We start from the raw sequence: 19,087 nt of genomic DNA, 5'->3' as shown, positions 1-19,087 counted from the left end.
GCGATGAGTCTGTGAGATACGAAAGGGAGGAAAGACATGCAAAGGCTCATGCTGGCAGCACTCTGCGTTGCGCTCGGCGGTGTTCCGGCATCGGCCCAGGTGACCGATGATCTGGTAAGGGCGGCGAGAGAAGAAGGTAAGATCGTATGGTATACGACCGTTGCCGACGGCCTCACCGTTCTCACACCTCTGGCCGCGCTGTTCAAGGAGAAATACGGCGTAGCCGTCGAATATGCGACCGGCAGCACCGCCGACAATGTATCGAAGATAGTCAACGAGGCCAAGGCGGGCGTGCTGCAAAGCGACCTATGGGATGGCTCGACCGCGTACACGACCATTGCCGCGGCCGATCTGGCTGGGAGCTATCTTCCTTCTTCTGCGGCGTCGCTGCCCGCCGAACTGAAAGACCCGAGTGGACGATGGGTGGCGATGACACTGCAATATTACGGTGCCGCAGCGAATACAGAACTGGTCGGCACCGATGCTCTGCCTAAGTCATATCAGGATCTTCTTCGTCCCGAATTCAAGGGACAGATGGCCTGGAGTACCGGCGGGGGTATCATCAGCCCTCCAGGTATGATCGGTGGTCTCGTGAAAGCCATGGGCGAAGACAACGCGCTGGCTTATCTCGAGGCGCTCTCTACACAAGACGTCGCCAACTCGGCTGAGCGCCAGACCGGACTGCTGGACCAGGTGGTGGCGGGCCAATACAAGATCACTCTGGTTGCCGGGACCCACCATGTCCACGCGCGACAGGCGAAGGGTGCACCGATCACTTTCCTCAAACTCGATCCTGCGATCACCCTGATCAGTCGCGTAGGAATGCTGAAAGGCTCTCCGCACCCAAATGCGGCCCGGCTGTTCCTGGAATTCATATTGTCCAACGAAGCCCAGTCGATCTTCGCGAAGGGTGGCTACATTCCCGCCAATCCCAACATACCGCCGAGCGTGCCTTCGCTGGCTCCGTCAACCGGTGATTTCAATGCCGTGGCCGTTTCACTGGAGGAGTATGAAGCAAGGCAGAAAGAGTGGAAGGCAATCTACGAGCGATTGTTCCAATAACGAGAACGCTGAGGCGTGATCCACATACACAGGAGGAGGATAAAGTGAAGCTGCTTAACGCGATCTGTGTCGCATCACTATTTGCGACGGCTACTGTGCCGGCGATGGCTCAGGACCGGACGTTGATCGACGCCGCGAAAACTGAAGGGGAGGTCGTGTGGTATACCACGCTTGTCGTCGATCAGGTTGTTCGCCCTATCGCCGAGGCCTTTGAAGCCGAGTATGGCATCAAAGTGAATTTTGTATCCGGAAACATGAACGATGTCGTGTCGCGTCTGGTCAACGAAGGCGCAGCGGGAACGATGGTTGGTGACCTTTGGGACGGGTCAACGGCATTTGTTACCCTGCGTGATGCCGGTCTAACGGAAGGCTTCAACGCGCCGGCGGCGGCGAATTTTAAACCGGAACACAAGGATCCGGAAGGCCGCTGGTACGCACAGTTCCTGCAATATCCTAGCGCCGCCATCAACACCGAACTAGTCGCCGCGGAAGAGGCACCCAAGACGTTCGAGGATCTGCTTGGCCCCAAGTGGAAGGGCCGCATCGGCTGGACCAGTAGTCCCGGGGTGAATGGTCCGATAGGCTTCATCGGCAATATTCTGAACACGATGGGCGAGGAGCAGGGGCGGGCCTATCTCGAAAAGCTGGCCCAGCAGGAGATTGCAAACATCCCCTCGAACCAGCGCGTTGTCCTCGATCAGGCGATTGCTGGACAGTATCCCTTGGTGCTGCAGGTCCATAACTACCATGCCGCACTGTCCAAGGCGAAAGGCGCGCCGATTGAGATCGTCTATCTTCCCACCAACGTGGGTAACATGAACACCATTGGTCTAGTGAAGGGTGCTCCCCACCCCAACGCGGCCAAACTGTTGATCGACTTCATTCTTTCCGAAGGAGGCCAAACAATTCTGGTGAATGCGGGCTACATCCCTGCGAACCCGGCGGTTGACGCGGAGTCTCCTGAGCTTCGCCCCGAAACCGGGGGGTTTAAAGCCAATGTCATCGGCTTTGACGAATACATCGAAAAAAAGGATCACTGGACAGCGATCTATAAGGAGCTCTTTGAATAGCATCTCACCGGCGCTCCGAAGCAAGCGAATCGTTCGCTTCGGAGCCGAGCCGTGAGTGCTCTCTTCCAGCCAGAAATTCATTTGCATTCCACGCCAGCCGACAATCGGCCAGTTGCACGGAAACTTGCACGCCAACTGCCTCTACGCTCACGGTGAATGAACGACATGAAATCTTGCATCCAGGATGGCACGAGACTTGCGGCTGTCTATCTGGTCGCCGCCCTCGGTGGATGGCTTATGGCTCGCATCGGGGCACCGTTGCCTTGGATGATTGGAGCATTGATCTTTACTGCGCTCCTCTACCTCACGCAGTTTGCCCGGTTGACTATTCCTGCGCGTACGCGGCCGGTGGGTCAATTGATCGTGGCTATTCAAGTCGGGCTGGCCTTTTCGCCTACTGCCTTCGAACAACTGATATCGCTTGCGCCTTTGCTGGTCGGCCTGGCTGCGGTGACGGCTTTCGCCTCTCTTGCGGTCTCGATAATTCTTAGCCGCATGTCGGGAATGCCGCTGGTTACATCATTTCTTTCGACCATACCGGCCAGCCCGGTTGAAGCAGCGGTCCTGGCCCAGAAATATGGTCTGCAGACTGGACCTATCGTCTTCTCTCAGATCTTGCGGATAGCAAGCGTCGTCATTCTCATTCCGATCGCACTCTATGCGGTCGACGGCTGGCCGGAGCGAAGTCTCACGGTACAGTCAGCGTTGCACGACCCGATGGGAATGCTTACACTGATCATTGCAGGCGTGGTCAGCGCGACAGCCTTCCGGATTTTGGGCATTTCAAACCCGAACTTCCTTGGACCTTTGGCCGCGGCTGCCGTGATGAGTGCATCTGGCGTTCCACCGGCACCTTTTCCGCCCGTGGTGTTGGCTGCCGCCCAAATTGTTCTCGGTACCTGGTTGGGATCCTGCTTTAAGCCGGCTTTGTTTGCGAACGCAGGCCGCTTGGTGGGTTCGGTAATGGTTTCGACCCTATTGTGTCTTGTCCTGACCACAGGCTTTGGTGTGGCCCTTGGCCATTTTATCAACGTACCTTGGGAGGACATGGTGCTCGGTGCGGCACCCGGGGGGATCACGGAACTGTCGCTAACGGCTAAGTTTCTTGCACGCGATGTTCCGTTTGTAGCCGCGTGCCACATCGTCAGAATTTTTCTGATCGTGCCAGCTTTGCCATTTGGCGTCGCCGTTATCCGCCGGTGTATCAATTTCAAGCCCACCTAGAGTTGCACGTCAACTCTCGGAGAACCCAAATCTGGCCACGACTTAATAGGACGATTTGATTGACTGGAACAGTCGTCTCTACCCACGTCCTTCCAGAAAGATACCTTCGACATTTGTGGGATTAGAACAGGACATCGGTCCGATGTACTGTTCAAGCTAGTCAACCGGGCTTCAGTCCATCGTGATGTTCCTGCTTTGTGCTTTGAAAGTCGCATAATGTATCAACCGGAACATCGTCTTTGACGCCGAACGGTGTTGAAGTACTTCAGCGCATCTTCAATTTCGAACTGAAAACAAGAACGCTCAAGCGTAATGTATACCTCCGGTGACGGCCGCCTTGCCGACGTAGGCTGAAGACTGCAAGTCCTAGTGCAAGCACTTCTCTATTCGGCGGTTGCGGTCAAGCGCTTGCGAGCTTTGCGTTCCGGCCGGCGCTAATTTGGATGCTCTTCGCGGGGTCTTGCTTCTCTTCGGGATCGGCACCTTGGCCCTCCCACCATGGGATCGGAAGAATGAAGCGGTCCAATCTAGGAGACGTCCTGACCGCAACTGATGCGACCGGCACAGTGCTTGCAACGAACTCACCTCATCCATCGTCCCGCGAAGGACATCCATACCGCCGGGGGCGGAATATCGTCACCTCCTCTTGTTCGGTCCTCGACGACGTCAGGCTCGGGGCGGAGCCTTCAAACAGCGCAGCGTTGAGCCGGGCCAAGATCGTCTTTTCTGCTCCAGCAAAACTCGGTTTCATCACTCCACATGCGATGCATGATCACCGCCAGCCGGCGGCCAAGCGCGACGACTGCTCGTTTGAGACCACGTCTCCTGGCGACATTCATCGCCCAGGCCTTCAGCCACGACCATTTCTTCACGCGCGTCAAAAGCACCTGGGCTGCTTCATAGAGCAAAGTCCGCAGCATCGCGTCGCCGGCCAGCGAGATATGGCCGATGCGACAGCTTTCGCCCGATTGGTTGAGCACCGGCGTCAGCCCGAGGGCCGGGCCCACCGCCTTGGAGTTTTTGAACCTCGCGGGGATGTCGATGGTGCTCTTGAAGGCTAGCGCCGTCACCGCGCCGACGCCGGGGATCGTCATCAGCCGCCGGCAAACTGCATCGTCGCGCACGATCGACAGCAGTTTGCCACTCAATCTCGTGAACTCCTGACGCAGCTTTCGCCGTGCCGCCAGCAGACAGGCAATGATTTCCTCTAACTCCGGCATGCGCTCGACGAGCTCACGGATGCGGTCCTCGAACTTGATTGCACCGACAGCGCCGACCTTGAGGCCGAAGTTGCGCAGCAGGCCACGGATATCATTCTCAATGGCAATCGCCTTGGTCTGCAAGAGCTTGCGGGCCGAAAGCAACGCCCTGCGGTTCTGACTCTCAAGAGTCTTCACATGCACCGGGCGATAAAGTCCGACCCGGACCATCTGGGCAATGCCACGGGCATCGTTCCGGTCGGACTTGTTCACCTGCGCCTTCAGGAAAGCCTTGGCGTGCCGGGTCTCGATGCAGATCGCTGGTAGGCCGGCACGCCAAAGTCCATCGAACAGCCATTGCGACAACGGTCCCGCTTCAAGGCCGACACGGGCCAGTTGCCAGACCGGGTCCATCAGCGCCCGCGCCAAATCCTCCGGATGGCTGGTGACCTTCAATTCCCGGCAGATCTTGCCCGTCTCATCGACAATGCAGATCGAGGTCTCTTTTACCGACACGTCCAATCCAGCATAGTGTCTCATGCTGCGCTTCCTTTCCTGATGCTTGTGGCTGTTCTCGCAGACCACGTTTTATCATCAGCTCGAAGCGCAGCACCTCTCTTCACCCCACCACAGATGCAGCGCAAGCCGAATACCCCATCTAGGACTAGTCCTATGACGAAGCATCAGATTGAGGTGATCACGTCGGTCGAGCGGCGTCGGCGCTGGTCCCGGGAGGAGAAGGAGCGGCTGGTCGCGGCGACGCTTGAGTCAGGCGCAAGTGTTTCGGAGATTGCTCACTCGGCCGGCATCCATGTGAGCCAGCTCTTCCGCTGGCGCAAGGAGCTCTGCCAGATCTCCGCGCCGTCTGTCCCGCAACTCGTTCCGGTGGAGGTCGTCGAAGCGCTGCCAGCGCCAGCGACCCCGGCCGAGCCGCCGCCGGTCTCCCGGCCGCGCAAGAAGGCAAGCATGGTCATCATCGAGCTTGGCGGCGGCCGTCGCCTGCGGGTCGAGAGTGACATCGACACTGATGCGCTCGGTCGGATCCTTGATGTGCTGGAGCGGCGATGATCCCGGTCCTGAGCGGTGTGAAGGTCTGGCTTGCTACCGGCTATACCGACATGCGGAGAGGCTTTCCCGGCCTGTCGCTGATGGTGCAGGAGACCTTGAAGCGCGATCCGATGAGCGGCCATCTGTTCGTCTTCCGGGGCCGGAGCGGCGGCTTGATCAAGGTGATTTGGCACGATGGCCAGGGTGCCTGCCTGTTCACGAAGAAGCTCGAGCGCGGCCGTTTTATCTGGCCGTCGGCGGCCGACGGCACGGTGGTGATCACGCCCGCCCAGCTCGGCTATTTGCTCGAAGGCATCGACTGGCGAATGCCGCAAAAAACCTGGCGTCCGACGTCGGCAGGATGAGCAAAACCGCTGGCACGGCGGGAGCGAATATGATTCCATCCCGCCATGACCGATGCGGCCGATCAGCTTCCCGACGACCTTGCCAGCGCGCATGCGATGATCCTCGCGGAGCGCGCGGCACGTCGTGAAGCGGAAGCCGTTGCCGCCCGCGCCCAGGCGGTGAACTCGCACTCGGATGCACTGATTGCCCGGCTCCGGCTGGAGATCGAGAAGCTGAAGCGCGACATCCATGGCAGCCGCTCGGAGCGCAAGGCCAGGCTTCTCGAACAGATGGAGTTGCAGCTCGAGGAGCTGGAGGCCGACGCCAGCCAAGACGAACTGGCGGCGGAGATGGCGGCACGTTCCGCCACGGTCAGGGCCTTCGAGCGCAAGCGTCCATCGCGCAAGCCTTTTCCAGAGCATCTGCCGCGCCAACGCGTCGTCATCGCCGCCCCGGCAAACTGCCCGTGCTGCGGATCGGCCAAACTGGCGAAGCTGGGTGAAGACGTCACCGAGACGCTGGAGGTGATCCCGCGTCAGTGGAAGGTGATCCAGACCGTGCGCGAGAAGTTTACCTGCCGCGAATGCGAGAAGATCACCCAGCCGCCGGCACCCTTCCATGTGACGCCGCGCGGCTTTGCCGGGCCGAACCTCTTGGCGATGATCCTGTTCGAGAAGTTCGGTCAGCATCAGCCGCTGAACCGGCAGAGCGAGCGCTATGCCCGCGAGGGCATCGACCTCAGCCTGTCGACGCTGGCCGACCAGGTCGGAGCCTGCGCCGCGGCGCTGAAGCCGGTGCATCGGCTGATCGAGGCGCATGTGCTGGCCGCCGAGCGGCTGCATGGCGACGATACCACCGTGCCGATCCTTGCCCGCGGCAAGACCGATACGGGTCGTATCTGGACCTATGTCAGGGATGACCGGCCGTTCGGCGGAACATCGCCGCCGGCAGCGCTCTACTATGCCTCGCGCGATCGGCGGCAGGAGCATCCCGAGCGCCATCTGAAGAGCTTCACCGTAAGCGCTCATTTCCCCGCACGTTGACGGCCCTTGCAACTGATCGCTTTCAGACGGACGCGTCGGTCAGGCTGCGGCGGCCTTGAGGAAGTTGAAGGGCAGGAGATCGTCGATAGCTACGTTCTGAGGGCGCTGAGGCAGTTCAGTAAGGACGTGGCGTAACCAGGCTAATGGCTCGACGCCACAGGCGCGGCAAGTCAGCATCAGGCTATAGATGACTGCGCTAGCTCTGGCTCCGTCAACGGTATCGCTGAACAGCCAACTCTTTCTGCCGGTTGCAAAAATTCTGATATCGCGCTCCAGAAGATTGTTGTCGATCGGCATCCTGCCGTCCTCGGTGTGGCGCGTCAGATAGTCCCACTGGTTCAGAGTGTAGGACACAGCGTCGCCGAGCTTGCTGTCCGGCAAGACCTTCGGCGCGATGTCGTCGAGCCAAGCCTTGAGTGCGTTCAGGACGGGCACGCTGTGCTGTTGGCGAGAGCGCCGAATGCAGTCGGCCTGCGTTTCACCATCCTCGGGTTTTCTGTCCCTGGCCTGCCTTTCAATCCGGTAGAGCTGTTCGAAGAAGCGGAGTGCCTGCTCCGGTGGTCCGCCACCCTTCTTTCTCGCCTTGAGGGCGTCGACAAAGCGTCGTCTGGAATGGGCCATACACCCAAGATGGGTTGCCCCATCCAGCGTGCGCCAGGCGGAATAGCCATCACTCATCACTATCCCGCGATAATCGCCGAGGAAGGTTTGCGGGTATATCTGGCCGCGGCCCGGCTGATAATCGAGCAGCACGATCGGCTCGTCACTGTCCTCGCCGCTTCGGTAAGCCCACATATATGACGTGCTGGCGGCCTCTCGATCCTTTTCCTTTAGGACCTGAACAGTCGTCTCGTCGCCATGGATGAGGGGCTGCGATCTGAGCCGCAGCTTCAGGGCGTTATAGATGCGGGAGAGATGCTTTTCGCTCGAGCCGATCACCCAGTGGCCCAGAGCGCCACGGCTGACAGGAACACCTGCGCGCTCGAATGCCTGCGCCAAGCGGTAGAGCGGTGTGCCGTCGACATACTTATGAACGAGCGCGAAGGCCAGCGTCGAAGCCGTGGCGATGCTGCCCGGCAAGGGCTGCGCGGGCATCGGCGCGATCACGACCGGGGTGTTGATCCCGGTGCGGTCGCAATGACGGCAAGCATATTTGAACCGCACATTCTGCAGGACCTTCGCCTTCACCTCGATATGAAGTTGCTCGGTAACGGTCTCGCCCATGCGATGCATCTGGTGACGGCAGCATGGACAGGCCTTCTTATCGTCGGGAAGGTCATACTCGACACGCTCGCGCGGCAGGTTTTCCGGCAAGGCCTTGCGGCCGCGCTTCTTTCCCGTCGTGCCGTCGGTCGCCGGCAAGCCCGTGTCCGGCAGAGCAACGACATCGCCATCTTCGTTGTCGGCATCGTCCTCATCCGCGGCCTGTTCGGCTTCATTGAAGAGGCGGTCAATGTGCTTTTCGCTCTTCGGCGCAAAACGATGCAGCCGTGCAAGCGCCAACTCTTCCTCGAGTTTGACGACGCGTTCTGTGAGCTGGCGGTTCTCCGCCTGCAGCGCAGCAATACGCGCCATCAGCTCTTCAACAGTCGGTTCGCCGGATCGATTCATCAGATTCTTGAATCGAAAGCATGCCGCCGCGTCAACCGCGGAGTTCGAGAGCCCTCAACCAGCAACCTGATATTGCCGCACCGGATGGCGGACCATTGCATCGATATCGATGCCGTCGAGGAGCCAGTGCAATTGCTCGGTCGTAAGCTGAACGACCGCCGCCTCCCGGCGAGGCCACCGGAACTTGTCCTCGGTCAGCCGCTTCAGAACCAGCACAAAGCCGGATCGGTCGAAGAACAAGAGCTTCATCCGATCGCGACGGCGATTGCAGAACGCAAAAACCGCCGGCGCAAACGGATCGAGCGCCATCGTCTCCTGAACCAGCACCGCAAGGCTGTTGATGCCGGCCCTGAAGTCGATCGGCTCGCGGTGAAGGTAGACTTGAAGGTCAGCGCCCAGTGTGAACATGACCCAACGCTCCGATGACCGCTGCCAACGCATCCACATCACCGCATTCCAGCGTCAGCTTCACCCCGTTCGGCAGTGACGCGCTCACCTTGGCTGGAGAGGAAAAAGGCGCAGCCCTTTTCGATGCCGACCCACGCACTCCATCGCAAGTCCCCGGCAAATCCACCGCAGCCATGCTGCTCTGTCGCAGCAAGGCCCGATCGGAAGTGCTTTCAATCTGAACCGGGATAAACGACGGTGATGAGGACGGCGGGAGGGACTGGGTCTCCGTGCGCTTCTTTATCCACTTCCGAAGAAGGTTCGCATTGACCCCATGTTCGAGCGCAAGCCTCGATACCGACACGCCAGGCTCAAGGCAGGCCGAGACAAGACGGTTCTTCGATGCGGGGTCGTATCGGCGTCTCCCGTTCCGACCAACAAGCCTTACCTGCAGTTTCTGATCATCTTCTTCCATCACAAGGTGTCCACCTATTTTGGTGGACACCTCATGCATCAGAGCACTCAACAGCAAAAGGTGCGGGGAAATTCGCGCTTACGCTTCACCGGCATTCTGCAGGCGGACGCCTATGGCGGCTACAACCCACTGTTCAAGGTCGATCGCAATCCTGCTCCGCTGACGCAAGCGCTATGCTGGGCCCATTCGCGGCGCAAATTCTTCCTGCTTGCCGACATCGCCAGCAACGCCAAACGCGGCAAGAATGCTGCCGCAATCTCGCCGGTCGCGCTGGAGGCGGTCAAGCGCATCGATGAGCTGTTCGACGTCGAGCGCGAGGTCAACGGCCTTTCAGCCAACGACCGGCTGCAACGACGTCAGATGGACAGCCGTCCCCTCGTTGATGAGCTTCGGACCTGGCTTCGATCTGAGCGAACAAAGTTGTCGCGCAGTTCACCGGTCACTGAGCCGATCGATTACATGCTGAAGCGCTGGGACGGGTTTACGGCCTTCCTTGGTGACGGCCGGGTCTGCCTGACGAATAATGCCGCCGAACGGGCGCTGCGTGGCTTCGCTCTCGGCAGGAAGTCGTGGCTCTTCGCCGGCTCCGATCGTGGTGCCGATCGCGCCGCCTTCATGGCAACACTGATCATGAGTGCCAAGCTCAATGACATCGACCCGCAGGTATGGCTTGCCGATGTTCTCGCTCGCATTGCGGACACGCCGATCACCAGGCTCGAGGACTTGCTCCCTTGGAAGTGGTCGGCCTTGGCAGTGATTGGTGAAAGGCTGCCTGATCAAGGATCGGATCGGGGATGAAATGCTCGTCGAGAACACGATTGCTCTGTCGGGATGGTCTCCGAGGATGGTTGTTTGTTACGACAACGCGGGTCGGTTCTGGTGGCGCAAAGGAATTGGTAGCCCCCAATATGAGCGTCAATGAACCGGCGAATGTCACTATGAAGAGTGTGGAATAATGCGTAGCAGCGACGAGTATATTGGGGGAGAAGCTCTTTCGCGCGCAAAGAGCCTCACTAAAGTTAAAGTTGACTCTGATAATTGGGAGACAGAGTATAGGGACGAAGCAACGGGGGAGATTTGGATTCTCGATTACCCCCACTCTGAACAACATGGTGGCGGAAGTCCCAGGCTGCGAAAAACGCGACCATAATTTGACTAATTCCCCAAACTCTCAATGCCAGCCGCCGCGGTTCTCACCGGAGGCATACAGCGTAATAGCCCCGAACAGAAGGTCTCGCAACTATCAGTCACGCGTGAAGGATCCGGCCGAACTGCGTGAAAATCGACTGATCAGAGAAAAGAGAAGCCCGCGAAGAGGGATGCGGGCTCATTGACGCCATTGGAAGCCCGGTGACCGACGGCCTGCCGAGCACGGGTTACGTTGCTTGGGTGATCGAGCCGCTGGGACTCGCTGTCGGGGTTTCGCGATGCCGCTGGTGGCCTGGTCCCTCGCGAGGTATGTTCCCTCGTGTAACCGCTAGCAATATTGCCACAATCAAGACGGGTTAGAAAGTGGGACCTACAGCGCCGCGCGTCTTTTCAGACGCGCAAAGGACGCTGTAGCACTTTGAATTGCTGCATGTTCTTGTCCTTTAATCGGCTACGATTAGAGGCGACATGCAGTAGGTCCGAAACGGTGCCGAAAAGGCCCTTTGTGTCCCAATCGCGGAACGATCCCTTGAGCACAGCGTTTGGGCTCTGCCGCTGTTAGCGATCCTCTCTCAGGAGGATGCCGGTCTTAGACCGGAGCCGGCAAAGAGCGATGTTGGCCACTGCGAACTCCTGCTGGCATCGCTCACCCGCTCGCTTTGAGGTTATGGATGCGGGACGCTTACGTTCTCAGCTTCATCATTCTGATTGGCGCTCTCACGACCTTTGTTCTCGTGATGGTGGGCTAGCGGGACCGATTCGCGGAAGAGGCGTAAAAGGAGCCCGCCGGAGAGGGAGAGAAAGAGAGCGGGCTCAGTTTGTCGCCAGCAATATTGGCATGCATACGATGCCAGAACCTGTCGAATTGTCGAGTAGACCGATCCGGCTAAATCGAGCCGACGCCCTCTGACCTCGTCACGCGATTGCCGCGGCATTGGTTATCGCCGGGGCAATCTTCTCGGCGGGTGGCTGCACTAGCCCGCAGGGGCCACAGGCTCCCACCAACTACCAGGACATTTTGAGCGACCACAACCACTCGACCGCATGGACGGCGGTCATTTGGTGGTCGCGCGTCTGCCAAACTGCATCAATAGTACGGCGAAATGCACTGCTGACGCGGCCCATAGTAGGGCTGGAATGTGTTGTCGTAGGCACTATACGAACGGTAACGCGAGTAGCACCAGTCAACGTGGGCCGAGTTTGAGTTCGAGTAGGCCGGACGCGGTGGCGACGCAATCGCTCCGCCGATAATCAGTCCTGTTCCAAACGCTGCGAGTGGATACCACCATCCGTCATTGTGCCGATGGTAGCCATGTCGATAGGATCGATAACCCCGGTAGCCATTGTAGTAGCCGTAGCGCGGACCGGCGCTGTATCGCGGGCCGCCGTATCTGCCGTACCCACGCGCGTGCTTCGGGCCGCCACGGTGGCCGGGCTTGTGGTGGATCAAGTCCACGCCCTGAGCGCTCAAATCCGGCACCGTAACCATTGAAACAGGCAGCGCCTGGGCTGGGGCCGCGCCCGCAAATGCCGTAGCCGCCGCGATTAACAATGCACCAATCCTCTTCATCAACATAACCATACTGTTTGCATCCCTGAATTCCTCGGTTTCGTTTTCTTCGCTACCGCGCGGCCCAAGACAAGCGAAAGGCCCGGCGACCGACGGCCTGCCGAGCCCGGGTTACGTTGCTTGGGACATCGGCCTCTGGGACTTCGTCCCGGTCTTGCAGACGATGTCGCTGGTGGCCCTGGTCCCTCGCGATGCCTCCTCCGTAACCGATACCGATATTGCCACGACAGCTAGCAGTCACCCACGGACTAAAGTCCGAGCCAGATGGGCAAAGGTCCTAACCGCCTTCGAGCCTGGAACGATCCAACGAGCATAGAGTTCGCCCCTCAGGGCGCGTGGAGTTCCTGGGGCTGCTTGATGGAACTCCGCCGCCTCGGCTTCCCGCCGAAAGGAACTCGTGATGCATGATAGAGACAATTATGGACATCCGGAACGAAGGGCTTCAACTGGTCTGCCCTTGGGTATAATGCTCCTTTCGATGTTAGCAATTGGCGCTTATCTGCTGGTCGGAGGCGCGCTGTTGGACGACGAAAACCAGGACGTCGTGGTCTACGTCCCCAGGGTATCCGCACCAAATTAATTCAGCATGCGCACTTGCCGATCTGTGGGAGCCAGCGCGCCGCTGACGTACCGGCGTGCAACTCTACAGGTGGCGGGATAATTCGGGACAGCCATTCGGTTGCCGCGAGGAATCGCATGCGCTGAATACGCCGGTTCCCGCTGATCGCTAACGCTTAACTTGCTGCTCTTCTGTCAGATGCGTCCGCTTAGGGGGTGCCGAGTCTCTCCCCTAGACTCTCCGCTCCGGTCGGGAGAAACCGCAAACAGATTTTTTTCAACAAACGGAAAAGATTTCCAGGTGAGGGAAATACCCTGAATCATGACTAACTTGGGCGGCACCAGACTTGAGATGAAGGCGCAACGACATTCGTCTTCGCGCCTCCTGAGCTTTCCCGGCAGCGAAAAAGCGTCATAGGATCCTAGGACGGGCAAGCGAGACTCAAGCTCATGATCGGCCTCACTCTAAATTGTGTCTGAAAGGATTAGGTCCTTGTCGGTGCGTTGTCCGCGGCAACTCCCTGAAAACTAGGGGGATCTCAACTTACATCTATGGGCCTTAAGTCCGATCCTCCATGCCAAAGGTCTTATGGCTGTTGTCGAGTGTTTGTGGCGCAACATATGCTCGGTCAACGCCGAGGAGGGGCGCTATCGATCGACTCAAAAGGGACTACGAGGATTTTCTGTGATGGCATCGAGTTCTAAATGGAAAGATCGCACGACCGATTTCATTTGGGCGGTGTTATCCAGCCCCTCCACGCTCGGTATCTACATCGGCCTTGCCCTGGTGTTTGCCTTTCTTGCGAGCGCAAGGACAGGTGTCCCAGCGTACATATTTATGGCCGTAGGGTTTCTGTTGGTGATATTCGTCGACCCACCGGAGCGATTGGCCAGGTCTAGAGAACGGTGGCGGCGATCGCAGAGCCGCCATTACGATGGATATTCCGGTCCCGATTCTCGGGTGCGGTCGCGGTAGCTATCACATGGCTCCCGCAGAGGTCCCGGGACAGCGAGCCGCCGGGACCTGGGATTCCGCGATATCGCTGGTGACTCTGGTCCCTCGCTATACATGGCCTCCTAGGGCAGTCCAATGCGGATGGGCAAAGATCTCCACACTTCGTTCTCGGTCTCATGCTGCCTCGCGGCGATTCTATGCCCGAAGAACGGAATTCATATGAGAACGTGGCGGGAACTTCGCTTCCCGGAAAACGTTCTACATCAGGTGTTCCTGGAACATCACACATGCATACTCGTCATGTTACTTCGCCCGCTCTCAGGCGGGCGTCTTTTTGCCGGCGCTACTGTCAGTCATCTGGGATCCAACCAAACACTTCGAGGCATCAGCACGGTGGCTGGCAAGCGATTGGGACTCCTGCTTTCCGGCCTCCCAAGCCACCCCTTCGGTTGAACTCTGCTCGTTGACGCACCTCCCGCCGCGCCTTCTTTGGCCGCATCGCTTGCCGTTTCCGGCTGGCGCAGCATCTTCGTGGCGCTGGGCCTGCTCGGTTTGGCGAATTCCTATCTCGTCTGGTGTCGTCTGCCGGAAACGTCGGAGCGAAACCGACACGACGCGCCGCCGCTTATGAAAAGTTATGGCAAGCTGCTGCGTTCGCCACGCTTCATCGGCTTCGTGCTTGGCGGAAGCTTCGCGACGACCGCCATCTATGCCTTCGTAAGCGCTGCGCCCTTCATTTTTGTCCAGCAGTTGCACCGTCCCCCGCATGAGGTCGGCGCCTATCTCGCTCTCAACTTTCTCGGCACCTGGATTGGAAGCCTCGCCGCGAGCCGGCTGATCGGCAGAGTTCCTCCGCGCATGCTTCTTGACGGCGGCAACCTGATCGGTTGCTTCGGAACTGTGTTGTTTCTGCTCTTGTTCTTGCGGATCGCCTCACCGTTTCCGGTGTCGTGCTGCCGATGATCCTGTTCAGTTTTGGCGTCGGCGTTGCCTCGCCGATGGCCTTGTCGGAGGCGCTCTCGGTGAATCCTTCGGTCGCGGGCTCGGCGTCGGGCATTTACGGATGCGTGCAGATGGCGATCGGCGCGTTGTGTGCGGCGACCGGCGGATTTGGCGAAAATCCGGCTCTCGCGGCTGGGGTGACGGGTTATCGCCGGATGTGTGGCGCAGGTCGCGTTTTTCGTTGCCGGCCGTATGAGACGTTGATCGCAAGAACGCTGGGGATGCGGGGGGCGCAAAGTAACCATTGCGCCCCGGCTGATCTCAATGACGGCGTCGAGTCCAATCTCACCCGAGACATGGAAGATGGAACGCTTCGTGTCTGGAGTAAGACGTTGCTGATCCCATTGGGGGAGTTTGGCACAGTAGCATTGTACTGTGTCTGTTTCCGATTTGTGCGTCCAGGATCGCATAATGTATCAACGGCTACGGTCATTTCGCTCAACGGCCGAAGGGCGACGGCGGATGCGGCAGTATTGAACGACTGACCTTTTTCATAGGGCCTGGCGTGGCTGATGAGTAGGAGCGAGGCGCCTGTCACGCCACCACGATCGGGACTCTGGTCGGAGACGCCTTGACCCGATTGTAGAGATCGATGACGTCCTGGTTGATCATGCGAACGCAACCGGAAGACGCCTGAGTGCCGATGCTCCACCACTCGGGTGAGCCGTGCACGCGATAACCAGTGTCGCGGCCGTCCTTGTAGATATAGTGCGCGCGGGCGCCGAGAGGGTTGTCGAGCCCGCCCGGCTGACCACCCGACCATTTCACCAGCTCCGGCTTGCGCGCGATCATCTCTTTCGGCGGCGTCCAGGTCGGCCACTGTTTTGTGTACTGGATCTCCGCGCGGCCGTTCCATTCGAAGCCGGCCTTGCCGATGCCGACGCCGTAACGGATCGCTTCCCCGCCTTCCTGTACCCAATAGAGATGCCGCTCGTTGAGCCGCACCACGATTGTGCCTGGCGCTTCTCCCGTCGGATCGAGGACGATCTGACGACGGAATTCCGGCTTGACCTTCTGGAATGGGACTGCGGGGATCACGAAGCCATTGTCGATCAGCGAGGCATACATCGTGCCATTGTCGGTGATGTTGCTGTCAATGCTGACCAGTGGGATTGAACCGGTCGACATGCGGTCAACGCCCACAGGCGGCATACCACCGGACGGCTCGACTGTTCCCAGAGACGGAAGTTCGAGCGTCTGCGAACAGCCGGAGGCGCCCAATAAAGTCATGACACCGAGGCCTGAAAGCACAGCGCGCCGGGAAAGGACATAGCTGGAGTCCGACAGGCCGCCAAAGGACAGCTTCTGATCTTGCGGCTTACGCATGCACTCTTTATCCCCGCCAACGGTAGGCATCATGCCCACCGGGTAAGGGCATCTTCACAATTCATGGTTAAGAAGGCGTGAAACCATGGCCGACGATATCCGCTCGTACAGGAGTACCGGACTAGACCTGCGCCGTTGAAATCTGTGGTTCGTAGCCCTCCAAGAGCCACGCCAGGCTTGAGGATCTCGTCGTCCGCGGCCGACCCTGTGCCCTGCGAGTAGAAACCTTCGCTACAACTATCTTCGATGCCGCAGCGCGTCGACAATGACCTTGAACGCGGGGAGGTGCTGCCGGCGGCTGGGATAGTAGAGGAAATAGCCGTCGAACATCGGCGACCAGTCGTCCAAAACTTGCACCAGCGCGCCAGAAGCGATCTGCCGCTCGACTATGTTCTCCGGCACATAGGCGATGCCGTAGCCGTTCACCGCGGCGTCGATCATGGCGTAGGAGTTGTTGAAGGTGAGCTGACCACCCACGCGCACGCGCAACTCCTGCCCGTCCTTCTCGAATTCCCAGGCGTAAAGCCCACCGGCGGTCTCATGGCGCATGTTGATGCAGGCACTGCCGCGATCGAGATACCGGAGACGACCACCATTCTAGTGAGCGACGAACATCCCACCTTCCTTTTGTGATGGAGGCCGCGAGATAAGCTCCTTCATCGATAGGAGCGGAACGAATGATTGGAGATCGCGCTGATGCCATGCTTGAAGTCATGGTTGAAGCCAGGCATGAGGGAAGGTATCGTCGGATCGAGGTGACCACCGGTCGGCGCCAGCGGCGGAATTGGACGGACGAGGAGAAGGCGCGGATCCTTGCGGAAAGCGCAGAGCCCGACGTTCTCGGAAGACGTTCTATCGCCAACCACCGTCACCGGCACGAACATCGGCTGCTGCGCGCAGGCTTTCGCGGATCGTTGAAAGTCAGTCCGGCTTCGCGACGCCAGACGTTCAGCAGACCCCGGTTGACGCCCCAGCGCCGGGCAATCGCCGAGATGTTCTACCTATATCTATGCTGATGCGAATGGCGATAAGCTTGCGGATTTCAAGATCAATCGGGATAATGCCGTGGCGCTGACAAAGGACTGCTTCATTCTGTAGCCGCGCTCTGAGAGCGGAGGCGGCAGGCTCGGAACGTGACCTCGACAAGTTGTTCCTAACTGTTCTGCTCCCCTCCCGCATGCGTGCTATAAACGGCCTTGGCCACTGTGAGGTCGTATGGCGTGTCGATATCGACAGAACGTTCAGGCGGCATTAGGTATGGCAGCGCTCCAACTGACCACCACGCATCGCCACTTCGTAGAAATTCAGCGCTAAAAACATATACTGCGCCGTTTGGGGAGAAATATTCTACTTCTTGGCGCTGAGTCGCGAACTCGATCGCTGGGGTGAGTGCCCCGCTATTTGTTTTGCGAAAAAGCCAAGGTTTTGCGGGGCATACGGATACGACGGGTTTGCCCGTCTCGCGATAGAGTGAGACGCAGGCCGCAACGTCTCCGGCAGTTCGCAACGGAGACGTAGGTTGTAGGACTACCACGATATCGGCTGGCGATTGGTCGAGCGCATGGACGACAGCGGCCATAGTAGATGCTTTGTCATCGGCAAGGTGTTGCGGCCGCAACCAGGGAGCAATTGCCCCGCCCGCAATGGCTATGTCGGCTATCTCCCGGCTGTCGGTCGAAACGAGAACCGTATTACAACAGCCAGATTCCAGTGCGGCAGAGATAGACCAATGGATGAGCGGTCGCCCATGAAATTCTATGATGTTCTTGCCGGGCAGCCCTTTGGAGCCTGACCTTGCTGGGATCAAAGCAAGTACTGAGCCAGGAATTTGCATATCATTGTCCTCGTGGATCGATCACGGCGACGACTATCAGGCAAAACGCAGGTTCGCAACGCTGGGGATAGGCGCACCGAGCCCTTATCCGCTCGATTGTGAGTCATTGACGTTGTGTTCGATTGATGCTGATTAGGCGGCCGGATCCGCGGCGATTGAGGGGAGGCAATCCGTGCTCTTAAACTTGGCTCCTGAAAGAAGGGAAATAGCGATTCAGGGAAGTGCGTGGATGCGAACTCTCTTTGGCTGCAGAGGATTTTCAGGTTTTAATGCTATGTTCGGATCGTCCGAAAAGAGATTGGTAGAAATTGAGGCTCTTATCGACAGGGCCGGTGTGTTGGCCAGAAAAGGAGAGATAAAAGAGGCTATCGCATGCTTTAAGGATGCGCGTTCAAAGCTGGTTCACGCCGATCCTCCGAAAGTCGTGGCGGCAATCGAAGACGAGCATACAAAGCTCGATCAGGAGTCAGCTGATTTTGAGCAACATGCGAGAATGCATTCCTCGGAGGGAGAGACTCTCAGGAAGGCAGTGATAGTCAGCGATTCTCTTGGGCTTCCGAGAGGGGTTCCCGGATCCAAGATTGAGGCTACAAATTTCGAGATGACAGCTTCTGGAAAAATACTGGAAAGCATGCTCGAGAGTGGGAGCGCGTCGGTCCAGCCTTTGTGCCGGCGCTATGGCACTACTGAGTTCATGCTTAAGGCTCTTCGATCGCGGGCAGACTGTCGCAACGCTGACGTGCTCATTCATATCGGACTCAATGACTGCGTTGTCCGCATGTTCATGGAAGAGCAGCGATTGGCACTCTCGACTCTGACGGTAGAGATTCGCCAGAAGATTGTACAATTTGCTCAAGTATATCGCACACCTCTGGTTGAGAGTGATTTCGATCATACCTACACTCCACTGACAGTCTACGAGAAGCGCCTCGAGGAAGCCGCGAAGTTGGCCCGCTCCAATGGGGCTCGCTCAGTCACCTTTGTCACTATCATTCAGCCACCGACGAAGTTTGCCGCCAAAACGCCGCACATGTCATGGAGCTTTAACCGCTTCAACATGGCAGTATATGATGTTGCCAAACGCGAGCGATGCAACCTCATTGATATGGACCGGATCTGCTGGGAACAGGGAACACAGAAGACCTTGTCACCCGATGGGATGCATCTGTCGGCAGCGGGGCACGCGCTTATGGCTGAAAACTTTATGGCGCTCTTGAAGATCTGAGGTGT

17 protein-coding genes and 5 pseudogenes are annotated in these 19,087 nt (G+C 58.5%); 13 read left to right on the top strand and 9 right to left on the bottom strand.

The window, feature by feature from the left end:
* Positions 1-36 precede the first annotated feature (36 nt).
* The 3 genes from FKV68_RS30210 (at position 37) to FKV68_RS30200 (ending at position 3,356) form a co-directional block, all read left to right on the top strand.
* Positions 37-1,062 carry an ABC transporter substrate-binding protein gene (locus FKV68_RS30210; RefSeq protein ID WP_180942582.1) on the top strand — a complete coding sequence of 342 codons (1,026 nt, stop codon included), beginning with the start codon at positions 37-39 and terminating at the stop codon, positions 1,060-1,062.
* A gap of 44 nt (positions 1,063-1,106) precedes the next feature.
* Positions 1,107-2,132, top strand: a complete 1,026-nt coding sequence (locus FKV68_RS30205; RefSeq protein WP_180942581.1) for an ABC transporter substrate-binding protein — start codon at positions 1,107-1,109, stop codon at positions 2,130-2,132.
* Positions 2,133-2,288: 156 nt separating this feature from the next.
* Positions 2,289-3,356 (top strand): AbrB family transcriptional regulator, encoded by a 1,068-nt coding sequence (locus tag FKV68_RS30200; protein WP_180942580.1) that lies wholly within the window; start codon positions 2,289-2,291, stop codon positions 3,354-3,356.
* A gap of 686 nt (positions 3,357-4,042) precedes the next feature.
* Here the strand turns inward: FKV68_RS30200 and FKV68_RS30195 are convergent.
* Entirely contained in the window at positions 4,043-5,095 is a 1,053-nt protein-coding gene (locus FKV68_RS30195; protein ID WP_180942579.1) for an IS110 family RNA-guided transposase, read from the bottom strand.
* A gap of 132 nt (positions 5,096-5,227) precedes the next feature.
* Here FKV68_RS30195 and tnpA (FKV68_RS30190) point away from each other — a divergent pair, with 132 nt between their 5' ends.
* From tnpA (FKV68_RS30190) to tnpC (FKV68_RS30180), 3 genes and pseudogenes are all read left to right on the top strand, one after another.
* Positions 5,228-5,623 carry an IS66-like element accessory protein TnpA gene (gene tnpA / locus FKV68_RS30190; RefSeq protein WP_245182016.1) on the top strand — a complete coding sequence of 132 codons (396 nt, stop codon included), beginning with the start codon at positions 5,228-5,230 and terminating at the stop codon, positions 5,621-5,623.
* Positions 5,620-5,967: an IS66 family insertion sequence element accessory protein TnpB gene (tnpB, locus tag FKV68_RS30185; RefSeq protein WP_180942577.1), complete on the top strand. Its 348-nt coding sequence runs from the start codon at positions 5,620-5,622 to the stop codon at positions 5,965-5,967. The genes tnpA (FKV68_RS30190) and tnpB (FKV68_RS30185) overlap by 4 nt, the downstream gene beginning before the upstream one ends.
* Before the next feature lie 96 nt (positions 5,968-6,063).
* Positions 6,064-6,960 (top strand): annotated as a pseudogene (gene tnpC / locus FKV68_RS30180) (IS66 family transposase); the annotation flags it as partial.
* Between the two features lie 69 nt (positions 6,961-7,029).
* Here tnpC (FKV68_RS30180) and tnpC (FKV68_RS30175) read toward each other — a convergent pair.
* From tnpC (FKV68_RS30175) to tnpA (FKV68_RS30165), 3 genes are read right to left on the bottom strand one after another with little or no spacing between them, the layout of a single operon-like run.
* Positions 7,030-8,601 (bottom strand): IS66 family transposase, encoded by a 1,572-nt coding sequence (gene tnpC / locus FKV68_RS30175; RefSeq protein WP_180939348.1) that lies wholly within the window; start codon positions 8,599-8,601, stop codon positions 7,030-7,032.
* Positions 8,602-8,655: 54 nt separating this feature from the next.
* Positions 8,656-9,009, bottom strand: a complete 354-nt coding sequence (gene tnpB, locus FKV68_RS30170; protein ID WP_180939347.1) for an IS66 family insertion sequence element accessory protein TnpB — start codon at positions 9,007-9,009, stop codon at positions 8,656-8,658.
* Positions 8,990-9,463 carry an IS66-like element accessory protein TnpA gene (gene tnpA / locus FKV68_RS30165; protein ID WP_180939346.1) on the bottom strand — a complete coding sequence of 158 codons (474 nt, stop codon included), beginning with the start codon at positions 9,461-9,463 and terminating at the stop codon, positions 8,990-8,992. The genes tnpB (FKV68_RS30170) and tnpA (FKV68_RS30165) overlap by 20 nt, the downstream gene beginning before the upstream one ends.
* Before the next feature lie 78 nt (positions 9,464-9,541).
* Here tnpA (FKV68_RS30165) and tnpC (FKV68_RS30160) point away from each other — a divergent pair.
* Together tnpC (FKV68_RS30160) and FKV68_RS33925 are read left to right on the top strand one after the other, a co-directional pair.
* A pseudogene (gene tnpC / locus FKV68_RS30160) lies at positions 9,542-10,261 on the top strand (IS66 family transposase); the annotation flags it as partial.
* Positions 10,262-10,418: 157 nt separating this feature from the next.
* Positions 10,419-10,613: an Imm27 family immunity protein gene (locus tag FKV68_RS33925; protein ID WP_180942576.1), complete on the top strand. Its 195-nt coding sequence runs from the start codon at positions 10,419-10,421 to the stop codon at positions 10,611-10,613.
* Positions 10,614-11,699: 1,086 nt separating this feature from the next.
* On the opposite strand, the gene FKV68_RS30150 is transcribed toward FKV68_RS33925, so the two are convergent.
* Entirely contained in the window at positions 11,700-12,182 is a 483-nt protein-coding gene (locus FKV68_RS30150) for a BA14K family protein (RefSeq protein ID WP_180943965.1), read from the bottom strand.
* A gap of 400 nt (positions 12,183-12,582) precedes the next feature.
* On the opposite strand from FKV68_RS30150, the gene FKV68_RS33475 reads away from it, so the two are divergent.
* The 3 genes from FKV68_RS33475 to FKV68_RS30140 all read left to right on the top strand — a co-directional run bounded on the left by FKV68_RS33475 (position 12,583) and on the right by FKV68_RS30140 (position 15,182).
* The gene (locus tag FKV68_RS33475) at positions 12,583-12,762 is read left to right on the top strand and encodes a hypothetical protein (RefSeq protein WP_245182030.1); all 180 of its coding nucleotides are present in this window, start codon (positions 12,583-12,585) and stop codon (positions 12,760-12,762) included.
* A 1,422-nt stretch (positions 12,763-14,184) separates the two neighbouring features.
* Complete coding sequence (locus FKV68_RS30145) at positions 14,185-14,658, top strand: MFS transporter (RefSeq protein WP_180942575.1); 474 nt, start codon at positions 14,185-14,187, stop codon at positions 14,656-14,658.
* Entirely contained in the window at positions 14,655-15,182 is a 528-nt protein-coding gene (locus tag FKV68_RS30140; protein ID WP_180942574.1) for a hypothetical protein, read from the top strand. Before FKV68_RS30145 ends, FKV68_RS30140 begins: the two co-directional genes overlap by 4 nt.
* 49 nt (positions 15,183-15,231) lie before the next feature.
* Here the strand turns inward: FKV68_RS30140 and FKV68_RS30135 are convergent, their stop codons facing one another.
* Entirely contained in the window at positions 15,232-16,023 is a 792-nt protein-coding gene (locus FKV68_RS30135) for a L,D-transpeptidase (RefSeq protein WP_180942573.1), read from the bottom strand.
* A 237-nt stretch (positions 16,024-16,260) separates the two neighbouring features.
* Positions 16,261-16,581 (bottom strand): annotated as a pseudogene (locus tag FKV68_RS30130) (LysR substrate-binding domain-containing protein); the annotation flags it as partial.
* 119 nt (positions 16,582-16,700) lie between these two features.
* On the opposite strand from FKV68_RS30130, the pseudogene FKV68_RS33470 reads away from it, so the two are divergent.
* Positions 16,701-16,862, top strand: a pseudogene (locus FKV68_RS33470) (IS66-like element accessory protein TnpA); the annotation flags it as partial.
* Between the two features lie 6 nt (positions 16,863-16,868).
* Here FKV68_RS33470 and FKV68_RS33920 read toward each other — a convergent pair.
* Together FKV68_RS33920 and FKV68_RS33915 are read right to left on the bottom strand one after the other, a co-directional pair.
* Positions 16,869-17,020, bottom strand: a pseudogene (locus tag FKV68_RS33920) (IS66-like element accessory protein TnpA); the annotation flags it as partial.
* Between the two features lie 156 nt (positions 17,021-17,176).
* Positions 17,177-17,857 (bottom strand): acylneuraminate cytidylyltransferase family protein, encoded by a 681-nt coding sequence (locus tag FKV68_RS33915; protein WP_180942572.1) that lies wholly within the window; start codon positions 17,855-17,857, stop codon positions 17,177-17,179.
* Positions 17,858-18,029: 172 nt separating this feature from the next.
* Here FKV68_RS33915 and FKV68_RS30115 point away from each other — a divergent pair, with 172 nt between their 5' ends.
* The gene (locus tag FKV68_RS30115; RefSeq protein WP_180942571.1) at positions 18,030-19,082 is read left to right on the top strand and encodes an SGNH/GDSL hydrolase family protein; all 1,053 of its coding nucleotides are present in this window, start codon (positions 18,030-18,032) and stop codon (positions 19,080-19,082) included.
* Positions 19,083-19,087: the final 5 nt, after the last annotated feature.

The sequence above is a fragment of the Sinorhizobium mexicanum genome (assembly GCF_013488225.1).
Lineage (GTDB): Bacteria > Pseudomonadota > Alphaproteobacteria > Rhizobiales > Rhizobiaceae > Sinorhizobium > Sinorhizobium mexicanum.
The sequence above is the reverse complement of the archived record's forward strand: the minus strand, read 5'-3'. Positions and strand labels throughout refer to the sequence as shown.